The sequence below is a fragment of the Mycobacterium bourgelatii genome, from assembly GCF_010723575.1.
Lineage (GTDB): Bacteria > Actinomycetota > Actinomycetes > Mycobacteriales > Mycobacteriaceae > Mycobacterium > Mycobacterium bourgelatii.
The window spans coordinates 4,254,396-4,274,574 of record NZ_BLKZ01000001.1 but is presented as its reverse complement, the minus strand read 5'-3'; the positions used below and the strand labels follow the sequence as shown (position 1 = coordinate 4,274,574).

Sequence of the window (20,179 nt, the reverse complement as noted above, 5' to 3'; positions counted from 1 at the left end):
CGATCAGGGCGAGAGTCCTGGCTGCCGTCTGCGATGTGCTGTACATCGACGAGGCCGATCTCACCGATGGTGACGCGACCGACCTGCGCGACCTCGGTTTGGACTCCGTTCGGTTCGTTCTGCTGATGAAGAAGCTCGACGTCAACCGGGAGTCCGAAGTGCCGTCCCGACTGGCCAAGAACCTGTCGATCGCGGGATGGGTTCGGGAGCTGGAGGCTCTGCATGAGCACGGCTGACACCTGGGTGGACCGGATTCCGCTGAGCAGGTCGCAACAGAACCTCTACAACGGGGTGCTGCAGGACGGCGACCCGGCGCTGTACCTGATCGGCAAGAAGTACCGCTTCCACCCGCTGCCGTTGCCCGGATTCCTGGCCGCCCTGGAAGCGATGGTTTGCGAAAACCCGGTGCAGCTATGCGTTCTCGAGGCGCCGACGACCGCAGAAGACTATCCGCATCTGGTTCCCCGCCTGCAGTTCGGCGACATCGTCCGGGTGCGGGCCGGCGATCAGGTCCACACGGCGGACGGCGATTTCGAACTGCAGCGCACCTGGGCGTCCGGCATCCTCGATACGGCGTTGGTGCGGTACTCCGTCTGGACCGACGAGCGCGGCGACGTATCGAGCCTCGATGTACACGCCCACCACATCGTCGTCGACGGGGGCGCCACCGGGATCATCGAAGCCGATCTCGCCCGTCACCTCGCGCGCCATCTCGCTGGCGAAACCTACGAACCACACTCTCCGGCCGCAGGTTTGGTCAAACTGGCCGAAGCTCACCGCAGGGAGCGGGCGAAGGTCGAAGAGTCGCTGGGACGGGTCGCCGATGCCGTGCAGCGTGAGCTCACCGAAGACACGCGCCTCGGTATGCAAGGACAAGGCACGTCCGGCGCTCCGGGTGCCGCGGCCAAGGGGGTCCTACGGGAAACCGTGACCGTCTCCGGCGGCGCCTTCGACGCGATCCTGCGCCTGTCGGAATCCGAGCAGGTCCCGCTCAACGTGCTGGTCGCCACCGCGGCGGTGGCGGTGGACGCGAGCATGCGGCAGAGCACCGAAACCCTGCTCGTGCACGCGGTGGACAACAGATTTGCCGACCCCGCTCTGAATGTGGCTACCTGCCTGGTCAATTCGGTTGCGCACCCGGTCAGGTTCGCTCCCTTCGTCTCGGTTCGCGACGTCGTCCGCACGGTTGATCGCGGCTACGTCAAGGCCGTCCGGCGCCGGTGGCTGCGGGAAGAGCACTACCGTCGCATGTATCTGGCGATCAACCGGACCGCGCATGTCGAGGCGTTGACGCTCAACTTCATCCGCGAGACATGCGCGCCCGCCCTGCGCCCATTCCTGACCGAAGCGCCGCTGGCGACGGATATCGGTCCGGTCGAGGGGATGACCGTGGCGACCGTGCTGGACGAAGAGCAGCGTGCCCTCAACCTGGCCATCTGGGACCGAGCGGATCTGCCCGAGCCGACGACCGAGCCGCGGGTCGCGGACCGGATCGCCGCGGCTCTCGAGGCGATGGTCAGGCTGTGGGATCAGCCGATCGCCATGGCGGTCAACGACTGGTTCCGGGTCGGAGCCGACGGTTCCCTCGACCAGAGCTCTACGGCGATCGAGGCCACGCCGCCCGCGCCTTCCTGGTTCGTCGCCGCCGGTCCGCGCGTCAATCAGACCCTGGCGCGGCGCCCCGCCATCCACCGGTGGGTGGCCTGGTTGGTACAGAACGGGAGCATGCCCGGTGACATCATCGTGCTCACCGACGACAACACCGACACGACCGTTGACTGCCTGATCGCGTGCCACCTCGCCGGCTGCGGATACAGCATCTGCGACACCAGCGACCAGCTTCCGTTGCGCGCCAACGCTATTGCCGAGCACGTCGAGGGTGCGACGACGCATGTGGTTGACGTTACTGCTGTCCGGCTGCCGGAGGCTCTGGATGACGACTTGAGCGTGCTGGCCGACGAGCGCATTCGGCAAGTGGCACAAGACCCCTCGCTCGGCGCGAAGACGGCCTACGTCATGCCGACTTCGGGCTCCACGGGGCAGCCCAAGCTGGTACGAGTCTCGCATGGGTCGCTCGCCCTGTTCTGCGCCGCGGTCACCGAGTCCTACGGATGGGGGCAGCAGGACACTGTCATGCAGTGCGCGCCGTTGACGTCCGACATCAGTGTCGAGGAAATTTTCGGTGCCGCGTTCTGCGGAGCGGAACTGGTTCGAACCACCGCGATGAAATCGGGTGACTTCGACGGGCTGGCAAGGGATTTGACCGCCAAGGACATTACCGTCGTCGACCTGCCGACCGCCGTGTGGCACCTGTTGTGCGAGGACGGCAACGCGATGGACGCGATCGGCCAGTCGCGGCTGCGCCAAATCGTGATCGGCGGTGAAGCCGTCCGCTCCGCCGCCGTCGACAAGTGGCTGAATTCCGCCGCGGCGTCCGGGGTTTCGCTGGTGTCGAGCTACGGTCCCACCGAGACCACCGTCGTCGTCACCTATCTGCCGATCACCAGCGACGGCGCGATCACCACCCCCACGGCCCGGCTACGGTTGGGGCGACCGATCGTGCCCGACACGGTGTTCCTGGCATTCGGTGAAGTCGTGATCGTCGGTGACTTGGTTTCCGACGGCTATCTGGGCGTCGACGACCGCAACTTCGGCACCGTGACCACTAGCGACGGTTCGCGGCTTCGTGCGTTCGCCACCGCCGACCGCGTGATCCTCGACGACGACGGGTTCCCGGTCTTCGCCGGCCGCAAGGACGACGTGGTCAAAGTCTCCGGCAAGCGGGTCGACATCGCGGAGATCGCCAAGCGCATTTCCGCGAACCCTGCGGTGTCCGATGTCGCCGTCGAGCTGCACAACGCCAGGCTTGGGGTGTGGTTCGAGACCGCGCGAACCCGCGAAGCCGCCGAGGATGCCGAGACGGCCGCACGAATCCGACACGTTCTGCTGAGCTCGGCGGTGTCCTCGTTCTTCGTGGTCGGTGTGCCGAACATCCCGCGCAAGCCCAACGGAAAAGTCGACAGCGACCAACTGCGGACGATGCCGCAGCTTGCCGACGCGGTGCGTGCCGATACCGACGCCGATGAGAAGGCGGTCGGTCTCGCACAGGTCTGGAGTCGGCATCTCGGGACCGTCATCCAACCGAGCTCCTCGCTGCTTGCCGAGGGCATCGGTTCGCTGGACCTGATCAGAATTCTCCCCGACACCAGAAGGTTTCTCGGGCACCAGGTTTCGATCCTCGATCTGATCAGTGCCGACACCGCGGCCAATCTGGTGGCCGACATGGCTGCTGCCAGAGGGGCGGACGCGTGGATGGACAGTGAAACCGCCGCCCAGATCGCCCGCGACCTCGAAGGGGTGCGGGCACCCGCCGCGAGTGTCGAACCCGGCCGCGGATCGGCGGAGGCAATTCTCGTGCTGGGCGCCTCCGGAATCCTCGGCACCGGGTTCGCCGGGGCCATCCTGGACCTGAAACGGTCCGGGGCTCGTTGCCCCGACGTGGTTTTGGCCGCGAGGTCAGAACTTTGCGAGCACGACCCGTGGGTGGCTCTCCGCGATGTCGACGGGGTGCGGGTGGAACGGCTCCCCGCCGACTTAGGCGCCGCGGAAGTCGCCGCTCTGTTGCGCGACTGCAACGCTGGGACGGTCATCAACTGCATCGGCAACACCAACGTGCTGGTTCCGTATCGCGACCTTCGCCCGGCGAACGTGGAACTGGTTTCCGCCCTCGTCGACGTGTGCGCCAAACGCGGTGTCCGGCTGGTGCATCTGTCCACCTTCGTCGTCGGTGCCGATGTCACCGCGCCGGAAGTCACGGATCCGCGCAACGCTCCTTATCCCTACGCGGCCTCCAAGTCGCTGGCAGAACTGGTCGTTGCCGGTGCGGCGGAGGCGCTGGACTTCACCATCGTGCGTTTGCCCCGGGTGCTCGGCGAGGACTATCAGCTGCGGGACTCCACGGACATCCTGGTCTCGGTCGCGGACGCCTGTGCGGCGCTGGGCGCATACCCGGCGTTGACGCTGACCGAAGAGGTCACCACCGGCCGTGCCGTAGCGGCCGCGATCCTGGGTCTGGTGCCGGAGGTGTCAGGCGCGACCGAGTTGGGGCGCGGGATTGCCGTGGCCCGGGGTGAGGCCGTAAATTACGCCGGCCTGCTCAGCGGGTTCGCGCCTGACGAACTCGATGTGGCGGAGTGGAAGCGGCGGCTTGACGACAGCGACTGGGCCAAGTCCAACCCCCGCAGATGGTCGGTGGTGGACGGCTGGGTGAGCTTGGGCATGAGGATGGGCGCCCGCTCTTACGCCGAATATCTCGCGGACTACCCCACCCTCCCGCTCGGGCTGGAAACCGTCACGGAACTGGTCGCGCAGCCACAACCGATTGCGACCCTGCTGGCGCAGCGGTTTCAGACCGCCTGACCGCCCAGTTTGGCCAGGACGTCGGCAAGGGAGGCGCCGCCGAGGAGGTCAGCAACCTCCAGGTCGTGATTGAACTCGATCCTGACCCGACGGCGTAACTCCAACGCCTGCAACGAGTCCAGACCGAGTGCCACCATCGGTGCGGTGGTGTCGATCGCCTCGGCCCGATCCGTGCCGATGGCTTGTGCCAGCAGGTCCAGCAACCGTTCCGGCACATCCTGGTCGTCCGGGCCGGTTACCGGCTCGTCGATGTCGTCGAAGTCAAGCCGAGAGATCAACGGGCCGTAGCCGAATGCTTCGAGGATCGGCCGGGCCCGCGCGAAGTTGAACGCCAACACGATGGCATTGCTGCGCAGTGGCCGCATGCCTACCGCCAGGGCCGCAGCGGGGGTCATGGGGATGACGCCGATGGCCTCGAGCGCCGCGGTATTGGCGGCATCGAGATCGAAATGCACTGTCCACTGGCCCCATTGCACTGCGGCGCAGTCCAGGCCCGCGGCGCGCAACTGGTGTGCCATGGCGTCGAGCATGCGATTGGCCGCCGCGTAGACGACCTGCCCGCGCCCGCCGATCGTTGCCCGGGCCGACGAGCAGAGCACGACACGGCAGTTGTTGGTGCGGGGGAACTCGTTCAGCACCCGCCAGGCGCCGACGACCTTGGCCCGCAACGCCTGGTCGGCCGCCTCGACGGTGACGTCGTGGAAGTCGACGGCCGAATAGTTCACGGCCGCATGGATTATCAGGTCCGCCGGGCGGTCTTGGTGTTCCGCCGCCAGTCGTGCGACGGCGGCATGGTCACCCACATCACAGCTGGCCACCTGGATGAGGGCTGAAGTCGCCGAACGAATCTGCCGCAACCGATCCGCCACGGCAGCAGTCTCGCCCGATCTGCTCACCAGCGTGATCTGCCGCGCCCCCCGGCGGGCATAGTGATCGCAGAATTCCAGCCCGAGGTTCCCGGTCCCGCCGATGATGAGGACGTGTTCAGGACTTCGGTCGGGGGCCGAATCGTCCAGCGCGCCCTGACCGTCGACAATGCGCTTCGCGTAGAGGCCGCCGTCGCGGAATGCCAATTCCGGCTCCTCGCCGGTGTGCACCGCCGACAGGATCGCCTGCGCCGAGGCTGAGTCCGTCGCTGCGGCAGGAAGATCGAGATGACGAAATCCCACCCCCGGATACTCGGCGCCGACGCTGCGGAATCCCGCGGCGGCCGCGGCTTGCACCAGATCCGGTGGCGCGTCCTCGGCGACCACCGCTTCGCCACCAACGGTCACCAACCAGCAATCGGTAACCGAGTCGGGAAGCGCCGGCCACCACGCCCGGTTCCCAAAGAAAGCGGCGACCTCATCCGCGGCGGCATCGACGTCTAGTTTGGGCGAGGACGGGACGAGGATGACCAGCGTGTTGAGATCGGCTCCCGCGCCGCCGCTTTCGCCGTCGAGAACGCGTGCCGAGGCTCCGACCTCCGCGGCCGCAGCGCAGAGGCCGTCGACCAGCGCGGAGCATCTGCCCGTGTAATCAACGATGCCGATGGCGCGCGGCGGGACGAGCGAGCGCTGCGACAGCCGGATCCACTCCTCGACAAACAGGCGCGGACTGACCTCACGCTCCAGCTCATCGGCGGGTTCGTCTTCCTGGTCCTCCTGCGCCGCTGCGGTCGTCGCCGCAGAACGCCAGTTGAGGTCGTACGGCATCCACAGGTAGGACTCATTCATCTGGGCGTTAGGGAAATCGATCAACGGCAACGGAATTGGGCCGTTGCCGCCGCCGTATTCGGTGCCCAGGCACTCCCACCGGTAATTCAGGTCATGGACGGCGAGTTGCGCAAGACTGCGGGTGAACTCGTCGAGATTCGTTGCGGTTCGCTGAGACGTGCCGACCACCAGGCCCGCACGAACATCGTCCCCGTCGGCCGAGGCGGCAAGATTCTCCTGGATCGCCAGTTGCAGCGTGGGATGCTCGGCCAGTTCAACGAACGTGTCGATGCCCCGTTGCGCCGCAGCGGAAATCGCCTTGTCGAATCGAACGGTGTTGCGCAGGTTCCAGAACCAATACTGGTCGGCCGGGACGTCCGCAGGGATCGGGCCGCCGAGGGTGGCGCCCAGGCAGTCGATCTCGGTGTCGAGGAATCGCGTGTTCTGCAGCTTGCGCTGGGCCGACGCGCGCACCTTGTCGCCGAGCTGGTTGATCAAGCTGGTGTGCGCGGGATACTGCACCCGGATGACCCGGGCGAAGGTGCCTCGCTCGGCGAGCGCATCCACAATGCCTAGCACGGATTCCCGGTCGCCCGAAATCCCGGTCATGTTCGGTGAATTGACCACCGACAGCTGCGCCCACCCCGAACTGCGGGCCAGCAGGTCCTCGCAGGTGTCACGGTCGGCGGCGATCACCGCCATGGCGTAATCGTCGGCGGCGAACTCGTCGGCGGCGCGAGCGCGAATGCCGACAACGCTGACCGCATCGGCCAACGAAACCAAGCCGGCCACATAGGCCGCCGCGATCTCACCTTGGCTGTGCCCGATGACGGCGTGCGGTTGGATTCCGAACGACCGCCACATTGCCGCCAGGGCGGCCATTTGGATGAACAACGCGGGCTGGACCGTGGCCGCGTCGTCTTGCGCCGGGAAGTCTTCGTCGAGAAGGTAATTCAGCGGGGAGTCGTCGAACTCGGCGGCGAATGCGGCAGCGCACCTGTCTGCCTCTTCGCGGAACGCCGGGATCGCTTCATAGAAAAGCTTGCCCATCCCGGGGCGTTGGCCACCCTGCCCGGGAAAGACATACGCAGGCCGGCGCGCGGCGGCTTCGGCACGGATCACCGAATGATGTTCGCGGTCATCGGCAATGGCCCCTAGGGCAGCGAGAAACTCGGCTCGGTCGGTCACGATGGCCAGCGCGCGGTGCCGTCGGGCAAGCCGGGTGCGAAACAGCATGTCGGCGACCGCCTGCGGCGTCACCTCCGAGTGGTCCGCCGCATAGGCCAGCAGCGCCTCGGCCTCTCGGCTCAGCAGCTGCGGGGTATCCGCCGACAACAGCACGGGAATGGCCCGATTGGGCAGCCGGTAGGTGAGCGGGATTCCATTTCTCATCGTCCGGATCTCACTCCCGCCCACCGTCGGGCATGGCGATGATGGCGTGTGCATTGGCGCCGCCAGCCCCGAAGGAGGACACCGCGCCGTAACGGACGCCGTCTTTGGGCTCCCACGGGTGCACCTTGGTGGCCAGGCGCAGGCCTACCGAGTCCCAGTCCACCGTCTTGGTTGGGTTGTCCGAGAACAGGGTTGGCGGAATGTGGCCGCGCTGACCGGCGAGCAGCAGCTTGACCAATCCAAGCATTCCCGAGGCCGCCTGCGCGTGTCCGGCATTCGACTTGATCGAACCGATCAGCGCTTCGCATCCCGCGGCGCCGTAAGTCTTGAACAACGCGATCAGTTCCACCGGATCTCCCGCTAGGGTCCCGGTGCCATGGCCCTCGATCATTCCGATATCGACCGGATCGATGCCCGCCGCGTCGATTGTCTTGTTCATCAGCTGCGCCTGCGCGCCCACCCGCGGGACGAGGATCGGCTTGCCCTTGCCGTTGTGGTTGTTGCGGATTGCCAGGATCCGTCCGTAGATCCGGTGTCCGAGTCGGCGGGCGCGTGATTCGTGCTCGACCAGCACCATCCCGGCGCCCTCGCCCCACACCGTGCCGCTGGCGTCGTCGGCGTAGACCCGGCAATGCCCATCATTGGATAGGGCGTGGAGTCGAGCGAACTCGTAAAACGCCGTCGGTGCCCCCAGCACGCATACGCCGCCCGCAAGCGCCCACTCGCATTCGCCCTCCCGCACCGAGGTGGTGGCCAATTGCAGCGCGGTGAGTGAGGACGCGCACGCCGTGTCGAGAGATATTGAGGGACCGGTCAAGCCGAAGCAGTGCGAGATTCGCCCGGCGGCCCCGAGTTGTCCGATCCCGACTGTCCGAAACCCGGTGTAGTCGTCGGCTACGGAGCCGGGGGTCGAGTACTCCGTCATTGAAAGGCCGATAAAGACACCGGCCTCGTCGCCGTCCAGGGCGCCGGGATTGATTCCCGCATTTTCCAGCGCCTTCCAGGCCGTCCGCATCGCCACTCGTTGCTGGGGATGCATGACCAGGGCTTCCAGCGGGGTGAGACCGAACATGACCGGATCGAAATCCCCTGCGCCGTCCAGGAACCCGCCCGAATCGCAAACTCGGACCCAGCCGTCCCGCGGCGATAGCAGGTCGTCGACGGGCCAGCCGCGGTCGCGGGGAAAGGGGCGCAGCAGTTCCCGTGACTCGGTCAGCGCCGACCAGAGCGCGGCAGGAGTGTCGATGCCTCCGGGAGCCTCAACCGCGATTCCGGAAATGACGACCGGGTCGGCAGTGTCGTTGTGGCTCACGCCGATTGTCCGCAGTAAGCGTCGGCCGCCAGCAATTCTGCGACGGCGTCGGCATGGGTCTTGAGGTAGAAGTGCCCGCCGTCGAACATGGTGACCTTGACGGTGTCGGTGTGTTTGCCCCACCCGTAGAGGTCACCCAACGTGATGTAGGGATCCTGATCGCCGCCGATGGCGTGAACGGGGGTCGCGATCTTGATGTCCTCGGCGCAGCTGTAGGCGTCGAAGGCGTTGTAGTCCGCCTTGATGACCGGCAGCGCAAGTCGCATGAGGTCGCGGTTCGCCATCACGTCGCCGTCGGTCCCCTCGAGCGCGGCGAGGTGGTTGAGGATCTCCTCGTCGTCCTTCGGATGCGACGGCTTGTTCGCCACGTTGCTGGGGGCGACGGCGGCAGACACGTGGAGGTGACGGACCGCGACTCCGTTGGCTTCGGCAATCCGGACGAACTCGAACGCGACCAGCGCTCCCATGCTGTGACCGAAGGTGACGATCGGGATGCCGCGATTGTGATCCGATGCCGCGAATTCGCCGAACGCTCCGGCCGCGATCTCGGCCAGCGACCCCAGCGCGGCTTCGGCGGCCCGGTCCTGGCGGCCCGGGTATTGAAAGACGATGACCTTGAACTTCGAACTCAGGATCTTGGAGAAGTCGCGGTAGGCGCTGGCGCCGGATCCGGCATGTGGGAAAACCAGTAACGGGATGTTGTCGGGCGAGGCCGGTTGGTGGAACTGCCTGATCCACCCCAATGTGCGCGGCATGCGGTATTACCTTTCGCTCACCTATTTGCTCGCTTCCAACGCCCGCTCCGCTCTTCGGTCCGCCGGTTCCTCCCCTAACTTAGCGAAGGCTAACATAATCCAGTTCGGCGGTGGGATGGCCGGCCGACCGTTTGACCTCATTGTTTGTGCTCAGCACCCCGCCCGATCGCGGACCATGAGGACCGCCCGCTTGTCCGGCAGGTCGAGTTCGGTCGTCCGACGGAACCCAGCGCGCTCGAACGCTCGGATCGACCGCGCGTTGCTCACGTCGGGCTCGGCGACCACCCGTTCGGCAAGTGGATCGGCTTCCAACTGCCAGTCGGACACGATGCGCAGCAGGCTCGAGGCCAACCCCCGCCCGCGGCATTCGGCCGGGCCGAGCAGCACGTGGATGCCGGCGTCGTGGTCGCGTGCTTCGTAGAACTCGGCCAGCGGGTCGAGGTCGGCACGGTAGAGCTCCCAGTAACTCATCGCGCCGCCGTCCAGCTCGCCCAGGTAGGGAACGGAGTGCGGCAGCTCGTCCTGTAGTCGCAGGTAGGACGCCAGTTGCGCGCGCGGCCAGGCCTTCTTCCAGAACCGCGCCACCTCGGGGTCGTTCATCCAGGAATGCAATTGGTCGAGGTCGCGGCTCAGGTCCATCCGCCGCAGCGAGAACGTCCCGGCGAACGTGTCGTGGTGCAACGTCGCCTGGCGGTGCCCTAGGTCCAGCACGTCCAAGCCCGGCCTCCCGCACTGGATTGGTGGCCGCCGTGCGGTCGCCCACCAGCGGCATCCGAAATGTCGATGCAGTCTCGCAACGGCCGCAAGAGCCACGCAACTTAGCGAAGGCTAACATAAGCCGGTAGTCATAGAGATGCACGCCAGGGGAGGACAGCGTCGCCGCTGGCGGCAAGGGTTGAGAGGCTCGAGTGATGCGCGTCGTACCGTGCGCTCCGGCGGCCCCCGCGAACTCAACTTCAGGAGTGAGCTGAGCAATGGCAGACGACGCCAAGACCGTGCAGGAACGCCGACGGGAGTTGCTGCGTCGGCGTATCGCCGAAAGCGGCTTGGCGGCGGCGCAATCGGTCGAGCGGCGGCCGATCCACGCGGGGGAGCGGTACGGTCTGTCCGCGGGCCAGCGTCGGATGTGGTTCCTGCAGACCATGGATGGCACCGACGTCACGCTCAATATCTGTGTCGCATACCAACTGACCGGGGCCGTCGACCCGGAGCGGCTACGAGCCGCGTTCAATAAGGTCGTTGCGCGCCATGCCATTTTGCGTACCACCTACGGGGTCGACACCGAAGGTGAGCCGTATCAGATATTTTCCGACGACGGCGAGGTCAGCTGGCGTACCGAAGACGTCACCGACCGCCCCGAGCAGGAGCGACGGCGACAGGTCGAGGCAATGGCCCGAGCGGAATTCGGTAAGCCGTTCGACCTGACCCAAGAGTTGCCGCTGCGCGTGACGCTGATACGCACTGGCACAGACGAATTCGTACTCCTGCTGGTCGTACATCACATCAGTTGGGATGACGACTCCTGGGCGGTCTTCTTCAACGACCTGAGCGCGGCCTATAGCGGGCGACCACTGGCCGAGGCCCCGCAGTTCATCGCGATCGAGGTCTCCGAGAACGCGACCGAACCCTCGATCGCCGACGTCGGCTACTGGGCCGACATCCTGCGGCCGGCGCCCGAACCGCTCCAGCTTCCCGGTTTGGCGAACGCGCAGCCGTCCCGCTGGGCGACGCGCCGGACGCGGCCGCTGCCCGCCGAGTTGTATGTCCGCGTCGAGGAGTTCGCCCGCGAGCGCTCCGCCTCACCGTTCATGGTGTTACTGGCCGCATTCGCCGTGCTGGTGCGCCGCTACACGGGAGCTCCGGACTTTCTGATCTCGGTGCCCGTCACCGACCGGCGCGCCGCGGCCGAGGGGGCTATCGGGTACTTCGGCAACACCCTTTTGCTGCGGATGGTTGCGCGACCTCAAGACACCTTTGCATCGTTCGTCGACGCGGTGCGCGAAACCTGCCTGGCCGGTTTCGCCCATCAGTCGGTCGGCATCGATCGTGTTGTGCGTGAGGCGAATCCGGACCGAACCATGGGTCACGACGGCATGGAAGAACTCGTCCGGCTCGGTTTCAGCATGCGCAAGAGCACGACCGGTCTGACGCTGACCGGCGTGGAGGTGCGCCAGCTCGAACTGGGCGCGGTCGTCGCTCACCTGCCCCTTGCGCTCGCGATCGTGCTCGACCCGGGCGGCGCCGTCGTCGAATTCGAGTATCAGACCGACGTCTTGAGCAGCGCACTCGTCGAGCAGATGCTGGCCCACTATCTACAGCTGGTGGACCACGCGCTCACCGAGCCCCAACACCGCCTCACCAGTCTGGACATGTTGGGCCCCGGCGAACGGGAAGCCGTGTTGGCGGACTCGCACGGTGAGCTCGTGCCCACTCCCGCAACGACGATGGTCGCGCTGTTCGAGAAGGCCGCGGCGGCAAACCCCGACGCGCTCGCCTTGGTATCCGACGACGCGGAGCTGACCTACGCCGAATTGCATGGGCGGGCGAACCGGTTGGCGCGCTGGCTGATCGGGCAGGGCGTGGGCGCCGACGACCTCATCGGTCTGCGCTTGACGACGTCGATCGAGTTCATCGTCGCCGTGCTGGGCGTGCTGAAAGCCGGTGCGGCGTACCTGCCGATCGACCCGGCTTATCCTGACGACCGCATCGAATACCTTGTGACGGACGCCCGCCCGAAGACGGTCATCGGCCGGGCGGAACTCGATGCCGCCGAACAGGCCGCAGCGCGGTTGTCGGACGCCGTGCTCACCGACGCGGACCGGTTGCATCCGCTGCGTCCCGATCACCTGGCCTACGTCATCTACACATCCGGCTCCACGGGTCAGCCCAAGGGCGTCGCGGTCCCGCACCACGCGATCGCCGAGCACGTGGATGGCTTCATCGCCGAGTGGAGCATGACCGCCGAAGACCGGTTGCTGCAGTCGTCTTCGGTGAGCTTCGACGCGTCGTTGTTGGACATCTTCGTCACGCTGACGCTCGGGGCGCGGCTCATTGTGCCGAAGCCGCCGGAAGGCACCGGTATCGGTGACATCGGCTACATTGCCGATCTGATCAACCGGCATCAAGTGACCGTGTTGCACATGGTTCCCTCCATGCTGAGCACCGTGCTGATGCTGCCGCAGGTCAGCGAATGGCGCGCGTTGCGTTACGTGCCGGTGGGTGGTGAGGCGCTGCCGGGTGACGTGGCGGACAGGTTTGCCAGCTACTTCGACGCGGAGTTGCGCAACCACTACGGCCCGACTGAGGCCGTCGTCTGTTCGACGCACATGCCGGTCGAGGGATCACACGGCGCTCGGGTGGTGCCCATCGGTGTGCCGAACCGCAACGTCTACGCGTATGTCCTCGACGAAGAATTGCAGCCGGTGCCCGCGGAAGTGATCGGCGAGTTGTACCTCGGCGGCAATCAGTTGGCGCGCGGCTACCTTGGTCGTCCGAGCTTGACCGCGCAGCGGTTCATCGCCGACCCGTTCCGTCCGGGCAAGCGGATGTACCGGACGGGAGATCTGGTTCGCCGCAACATCTCTGGCGAGCTGGAGTTCATCGGCCGCGCCGACGAGCAGGTCAAGGTCCGCGGCTTCCGCATCGAACTCGGCGAGGTGGAGGCGGTGATCGCCAGACACCCGGCGGTGCGGCACTGTCTGGTGGTCGCGGAGGACACCGAGGTGGGGCCGATGCTCGCCGCCTACCTGGTGCCGGTCACCGGCGATGGCGGCGCCGACCTGGACCTCGACGAGGTTCGTGCGCATGCGGCCGCGGTGCTGCCCGAGTACATGGTGCCCAACGCTTTCGCGGTGATCCCCGAGATCCCGTTGACGGTGAGCGGCAAACTCGACAAACGGGCCCTGCCCGCACCCACCCCCATCGCGGTCCGTCGCTACCGGGAGCCGGCCACCCCCACCGAGCGCCGGATGTGCGCGATCTTTGCCCGCCTGTTCGACCTCGAGCAAGTGGGTGCCGATAGCTCGTTCTTCGGCCTGGGTGGCCATTCACTGCTGGCGGCGCGCCTGGTGGCACAGATCCGGGCTGAGTTCGGGGTAGAGCTGACCGTTCGCGCCGTGTTCGACACTCCGACACCCGCCGGTTTGGCGGCTCGACTGGTTGAGCAGTTCCGCGCCGAGTTCGACATCGAACTGGACGAGCTGGACGCACCGGATGACCTGGACGCCTTTGACAGCGTTGATGATTCGGCACTGGTGACATTCTCGAACCGGCCCGGAATAGCCGGCACCGTTCGGCCCGAGCGGATTCCGCTGTCGTATTCCCAACTCGCCGCCTGGTTCCAGTACCGTTTGGAGGGCCCGCGTGCGGAATTCAACATCGCCTTTGCGCGTCGGATCGAGGGTCGGCTGGACATCGATGCGCTGGGTGCGGCACTCAACGACGTCGTCGAACGGCACGAGTCGCTGCGCACGAATTACGCCGAGCACGAAGGTGTTCCGTACCAGATTGTGCACCCGAGACTGAAGTTGGAGCTGCCGATCATCGACGTGGCCGCCGACCAGATCGATCAGCAGATAGCGGAGCTGCGGAACTACGTGCTCACTCCCGAAACGGGACCGCTGATCCGGGCGACCCTGTTGAGAATCGATCCGCACACCCACGTGCTGTTCGTCATCGTGCACCACATCATGTCCGACCATGCCTCGTTGGGCATTCTGCTGGACGACCTCATCGTCGCCTACCGCGCACGCCTCGACGGCAGCGCGCCGCGGTGGGCCCCGCTTCCGTTCCAGTTCGCGGATTACGCGGTGTGGCAACACAGTGCGTTCGACAGCGACTGGGGACAAGCCGAGTTGGCCTACTGGCGCGACGCCCTGGCCGGTCTGCCCGACGAGATCGCGGTGGCCCACGACCACGCGCGGCCCCCGGTGCTGGCAAAGAAGAACGGCAGGGTAGTGACGTTCACGGTTCCCGCGGCTCGTCGGGCTAGCCTCACCCAGTTCGCCGAGCAGAACGGTGTCACCGAATTCATGCTCTACCAAGCGGTTCTCGCCGTGTGGCTGCACAAGCTCGGCGGCGGCACCGACATCCCTCTGGGTTGTCCGGTGGCGTGCCGCGTCGAACCGGGCGCCGCGCAGGTGATCGGTTTCTTCGCGAATATGGTGTTGCTGCGCAACGACTTATCCGGTGATCCCACGCTGCGCGCCGTCGTGGAACGCAGCCGTAGCCTGGTGCTCGACGGCTTCGCCCGCCAGGAAGTCCCCTACGAACGCGTCGTCGAAGCGCTCAACCCGCCGCGCTCGCTGTCGCGGAACACGTTGTTCCAGAACATGCTCCACTTCCACGGCGAGGATTGGGCGCTGGCTCCCCGTGACCTCACGACCACGGGGGAAACAGTGGTAAGTCCGCTTGTGCTGGACTTCGACATCTCCTTGCTCGACTTGGACCTGAGCATGAAGGTGACACCCGAGGGTGTGCTCGAGGTACGAGTCGTCGCCAACGCCGATCTCTACGAGCCCGAGACGGTGTCGCTCGTCGCCGAAGCCCTGAACAACGCGCTCGATGCCTTCGCGCGCACACCGGACCTCCCGGTCTCCCGGCTGGAGTTGCTGCCTGCGGCCGAAATGGAACGGCTGCTGGCCCCACCGACCCCGCGGGCCGCCGCATCCGACCGGCCGCAACCGGCCACCGGCGTCACCGAGGGCTCGGCGGAAACCCAGCGGAGCCTCATCACGCTGCTGCAGGAGCTCCTCGAAATCACCGACGTCGACCCCGAGGACAACTTCTTCGCGCTCGGCGGCGACAGCATCATCTCCATCAAGTGGTCGGCCCAGGCCAACGCGCAGGGACTGGCGCTGACCCCGCCAATGGTGTTCGAGCACATGACCATCGCCGAACTGGCCGCCGCCGTCGACGCGGCAGCCGATGCGTCCCCTGACGCGACGGTTGCCCAACCGGAACCGACGGCCGAACCGGAGTACCGGCCGATGAGCACCTCGGGTCTGGACTCGGACGCCTTGGCCAAACTCACCGCGTCATGGCTGAAGGAGTCGTGACCGACGTCGTGACTTCCGCCGCAGCACAGATCGAGGACGTCCTTGCTTTAAGCCCCCTGCAGGAGGGGCTGTTTGCGCTATACCGAATGGCCGAGGACGGCGTCGACCTGTACAGCATGCAGTTCATCATCGACATCGACGGACCGGTCGACGTCGAACTGCTGCGCCGCAGCGCTCAGGCGATGCTCGCCCGACACCCCAACCTGCGCGCCGCCTTCTGGGATCGCGACGTGCCCAAGCCGGTGCAGATCGTGCCCAGCCATGCCGAGCTGCCTTGGTCGGAACGACATGCGCAGCCAACGGAATTCGAGTCGATCGCCCGATCCGAACGACGTCGCCCGTTTGACTTGAGCCGCGGTCCCGCACTGCGCGTTGTGCTACTTACGGTGCCCGGTCAGAGCCGGCGGCGGATGATCTTCACCGCGCACCACATCCTGGTGGACGGCTGGGCGCTCGCGGTGTTCTTCACCGAGCTGCTCGCCATCTACCGGGCCGGGGGATCCACCGACGGCCTTCCGCCCCCGCGCCTCTACCGCGAGTACATCGTCTGGCTCGCCCAGCAGGACCGGGCGGCCGCGCTTGCCAAGTGGGATCGGTATCTCGGTGGCGTACCCGGGCCGCTCATGGTCGCCGATGCCACCGTCGCCGCCGGAGACGCCACCCCCGACAAGACCGAACTGCTGTTGCCCGAGGCCGACACCACCCGGTTGCGGCATTGGGCGAGTCGCAACGGCCTCACGCTCAACACCGCGGTGCTGTTCGCGTGGGCGGTCGTGCTCAGCCGCCTCACCGACCGCCGCGATGTCGTGTTCGGCACGATTGTCTCCGGGCGTCCAGAACACTTGCCCGGGGTGGAAACCATGGTCGGGTTGTTCATCAACGCCGTGCCGGTAGTGCACCGGCTCGACGGCCACGTTTCGGTGGTCGAGCAATGCGCACGGTTGCAACGTGAGTCATCGGCCATGCGCGACATCGGTTATCTCAGTCTGTCCGAGATTCAACGTGAACACGGCCGGGGCGCGCTGTTCGACTCCATGTTCGTCTTCGAGAATGCCCCGATCTCCGACGTCATCCGTCCGGTGACCGAACCCGGTGGCGTGCAGTTCACCCCGATCGAGATGGAAAGCCTGACCCATTACCCGCTAACGGTGGTCTCCCACCTGTCGGGCGACGCGCTGCTGGTGCTCGTCGAGGCGATTCGTGCGGCGCTGCCGCATCTGAGTCCGGCGGACATCGGCGAGCGCCTGCTCGCCGTGCTGCGGCAGCTACCCGATATCGGCGACGGGACACCGGACGCACTCGATGTCTTGACGCCGGCGGAGCGCGCCGAACTCGACGGGATTGCAGCGGCATCGTTGCCCGCACCTCAAGGATCCACGGTGTGGGAGCTTTTCGAACGACAAGCCCGGGCCACCCCGGATGCCCTTGCGCTCAGCGCCGGCGGCGTCGGCGAAAACGGTGAAAGCTTCACCTACGCCGACCTGCACGCCCAAGCGTGCCGGTTGGCCGGCGAGCTCGCCGATCACGGTATCGGCCCGGAAACCGTTGTGGCGTTGGTGCTGCCGCGCTCAACGCGCTCGATCGTCGCGATTCTGGCCGTACTCGCGGCCGGTGCCGCGTACCTGCCCGTCGACGTCACGCTACCGTTGGTGCGCATCGAATCTATTGTGCGCCAGGCTAATCCGGTGCTGGCGCTCACCGACGCCGACCACAACGAACTGGTCGGCGTGATGGCCACGTTGGTGCTCGACGATCCGGCCGTAACCGAACGTATCTCGACTCGCCCGGCTGTCGCACCGTCGGTACGCCGTCATCCCGACCACGCCGCGTACGTCATCTTCACCTCGGGATCTACCGGCGAACCCAAGGGGGTGGTGAACACAAACGCCGCGCTGCTGAGCTACTTTGCGGACCACTACCGCCGCGTCTACCAGCCGGCCACAACACGCCTCGGTCGCCGACTGCGCATCGCGCACGCCTGGTCGCTGAGTTTCGACGCCTCCTGGCAGCCCATGGTCGGTCTGCTCGACGGCCATCGGCTGCACTTGTTCGATGCCGAGGAGATGCGCGACGCGGATCGGCTGGTCAATGGCATGGTTGCCCACCGGATCGACATGATCGACACCACCCCGTCGATGCTCGTACAACTCAAAGCCGCCGGCCTGCTCGATCATTCGCTGTCGGTGCTGGCCTTGGGTGGCGAATCGATCAACACGGCGCTGTGGGAGCAGTTGCGCGCGCTGGCACCGACCGCCGTCTACAACTGCTACGGGCCCACCGAGGCGACCGTTGAGGCGGTGGTGGCTCCCGTCCGGGAGTATCCGACACCGACGATCGGCACGCCGAACGCGGGAACCTTCGGCTACGTCCTGGACTCGCAACTACGAATGGTGCCGCACGGTGCGGTGGGCGAGTTGTACCTGTCGGGCGGGCAGTTGGCCCGAGGCTACGTCGGCAGGCCGGGACTGACCACGAGCCGCTTCGTGGCCGATCCGCTCCGCCCAGGCCAGCGCATGTACCGGACCGGAGACTTGGTGCGCCGCTTGCCGCACGGAGGGTTCGCCTATCTGGGACGCGACGACGACCAGGTCAAGATTCGCGGCTACCGCGTCGAGATCGGTGAGATCGAAGCCGCTCTCCGCGGCCAACCGGGGGTACATGACGCCGCGGTCTCGGTGCTGCGTCGTGATGGTGGCGCCACGTTGGTGGGTTTCGTTGTGTGGCAGGACAGTGCGGGCGACGAGCTCAGCCTGCGGACCGGACTGGCCGAGCGCCTGCCCCTCTACATGATCCCGGCCCGCATCGTGACACTGCCTCGCCTGCCAGTGAATTCCAACGGCAAGCTCGACGGCCACGCCTTGGATCGGCTGGCCGAGCAGGCGTTCTCCGGCGGTGCCAGAACGGAATCGGCATCGACCGAGACCGAACGAGCGCTGTGCGAGGTCTTCGCCGAGCAGTTCAACGGCGTAGTACCGCACATCGACGACGACTTCTTCTCACTCGGCATCGACAGCATCGTCGCAATCTCGTTGGTACACAAGGCTCGACGCCTGGGCATCGCGGTAAGCCCGCGGATGGTACTGACCGCCCCCACGATTCGACAGCTCGCTGCGGCGATAGACGGGGGCGCCGCGGGGAACGGGATGGACGCCGGCGGCAGCGAATACGGCGAAGTCCTGCCGCTGCCCATCGTGTCGTGGCTGCACGAGTACGGCAATTATCGCCGATTCACCCATATGATCCTGCTGCGGCTACCCGCCGAGATCGACCGCCCGACAATCGAAGTGATGCTGCAATTGCTGCTCGACGGGCACGAAATGCTGCGCTCGATCCTGGTCGATACTGCCGACGGTCCGCGCCTGGTGACCCGCGAACCGGGCGCAGTCCGCACGGCTGACCTGATCACCCGGATGGACGTGCCGGCCGACTCGGATGTGCACGCCGCCATCACCGCCGCCGCGCGTACCGGCAACGACCACATCGACCCGCGCGCCGGTGCGATGGTGCAGGCGGTGTGGATCTCGGGGCCCGCGACCGGGGAGATGCTGCTGATCGCCGCCCACCACTTGACCGTGGACGTGGTCTCCTGGCACATCATGCTCGGCGATATCACCGAGGCGTGGCGCGCGATGCAATCCGGAACGACACCAAAGACACTGCCGGAGTTCACTTCCTACCGGCAGTGGTCAGAGCTGATGTGGCGCCGGGCCGGCGAGCAGGAAGTGCAGTCTCAGCGGCCGTATTGGGCCGACCAGGTACGCGGACCCGACCCCGCGTTGGGTAGCCGACTCGTTGACCCGACCCGAGACACCTGGTCCACTCTGCAGATCACCCAGGTGCTGGCACCCGTCGACGTCACCGAGTGCGTGCTGGCCACCTTCACCAGAAACGAGGGCATGGACGAATTTCTGCTCTCCGTGCTCACCATGACGATCGCCAGTTGGCGCCGTTCTCGTGACCAGGATCCGTCATCGGGCACCCTCGTCGCCCTGGAAGGTCACGGGCGGGCCGACGCCCTGTTGGATACCGACACCACGAACACCGTCGGTTGGTTCACCACCGCATTTCCGGTTCGGCTGGCCCCCGGTTGCCCGTCGGTCGACGTCGAGCGTGGCGAGAGCGATCCCGGTGCGGTCCGCAGCCTGTTCGATTCCGTGGCAGGCCATTTGAGCGCCATCCCGAACGACGGCCTGGATTACGGACTGCTCCGCTACGTGGACGGTGTTGCCGAGTTGCAGGATGCCGTCGAGCCGCAGATCACGTTCAGCTATCTGGGTCGCCTGGACCTCACCGGCACAACGGACCAACCGTGGTCATTGGTGGCCGGCGATCAGCTGGATGCGCTGCCCGTCGACCCCGAACCGGACCTGCCGCTGCGATTCGCCCTGTACATCGCCGCGGCGGTACGCGGTACGCCGGAGGGGCCACGACTGACGACCAACTGGCTGTGGAGCGACGCGCTGTTCGAACGATCCGACATTGAGCGGCTGACGCAATTGTGGCAGCGGGGCACGGCTGTGCTCGCGTCTGCCCTGGCCAGTGAGGCATAGA

8 protein-coding genes are annotated in these 20,179 nt (G+C 66.4%); 4 read left to right on the top strand and 4 right to left on the bottom strand.

Annotated features, from left to right (window positions below; all coding sequences use genetic code 11):
- The first annotated feature begins 2 nt into the window (after nt 1-2).
- Entirely contained in the window at nt 3-236 is a 234-nt protein-coding gene (locus tag G6N68_RS18400) for an acyl carrier protein (protein WP_163718796.1), read from the top strand.
- A complete protein-coding gene (locus tag G6N68_RS18395; RefSeq protein WP_163715236.1) occupies nt 223-4,419 on the top strand; it encodes an AMP-binding protein in 4,197 nt (1,398 codons plus the stop codon). The genes G6N68_RS18400 and G6N68_RS18395 overlap by 14 nt, the downstream gene beginning before the upstream one ends.
- Here G6N68_RS18395 and nbtC read toward each other — a convergent pair.
- The 4 genes from nbtC to G6N68_RS18375 all read right to left on the bottom strand — a co-directional run bounded on the left by nbtC (nt 4,407) and on the right by G6N68_RS18375 (nt 10,283).
- Complete coding sequence (gene nbtC, locus G6N68_RS18390; RefSeq protein WP_163715231.1) at nt 4,407-7,505, bottom strand: nocobactin polyketide synthase NbtC; 3,099 nt, start codon at nt 7,503-7,505, stop codon at nt 4,407-4,409. The genes G6N68_RS18395 and nbtC overlap by 13 nt on opposite strands.
- A 10-nt stretch (nt 7,506-7,515) precedes the next feature.
- Entirely contained in the window at nt 7,516-8,817 is a 1,302-nt protein-coding gene (locus G6N68_RS18385) for a beta-ketoacyl [acyl carrier protein] synthase domain-containing protein (RefSeq protein WP_205351379.1), read from the bottom strand.
- The gene (locus G6N68_RS18380; RefSeq protein WP_163715229.1) at nt 8,814-9,572 is read right to left on the bottom strand and encodes a thioesterase II family protein; all 759 of its coding nucleotides are present in this window, start codon (nt 9,570-9,572) and stop codon (nt 8,814-8,816) included. Before G6N68_RS18380 ends, G6N68_RS18385 begins: the two co-directional genes overlap by 4 nt.
- 150 nt (nt 9,573-9,722) lie before the next feature.
- Nucleotides 9,723-10,283 (bottom strand): GNAT family N-acetyltransferase, encoded by a 561-nt coding sequence (locus G6N68_RS18375; RefSeq protein WP_240355793.1) that lies wholly within the window; start codon nt 10,281-10,283, stop codon nt 9,723-9,725.
- 263 nt (nt 10,284-10,546) lie between these two features.
- On the opposite strand from G6N68_RS18375, the gene G6N68_RS18370 reads away from it, so the two are divergent.
- Nucleotides 10,547-15,628 (top strand): non-ribosomal peptide synthetase, encoded by a 5,082-nt coding sequence (locus G6N68_RS18370; protein ID WP_163715223.1) that lies wholly within the window; start codon nt 10,547-10,549, stop codon nt 15,626-15,628.
- Complete coding sequence (locus G6N68_RS18365; protein ID WP_205351378.1) at nt 15,610-20,178, top strand: non-ribosomal peptide synthetase; 4,569 nt, start codon at nt 15,610-15,612, stop codon at nt 20,176-20,178. Before G6N68_RS18370 ends, G6N68_RS18365 begins: the two co-directional genes overlap by 19 nt.
- The last annotated feature ends 1 nt before the right edge of the window (nt 20,179 follow it).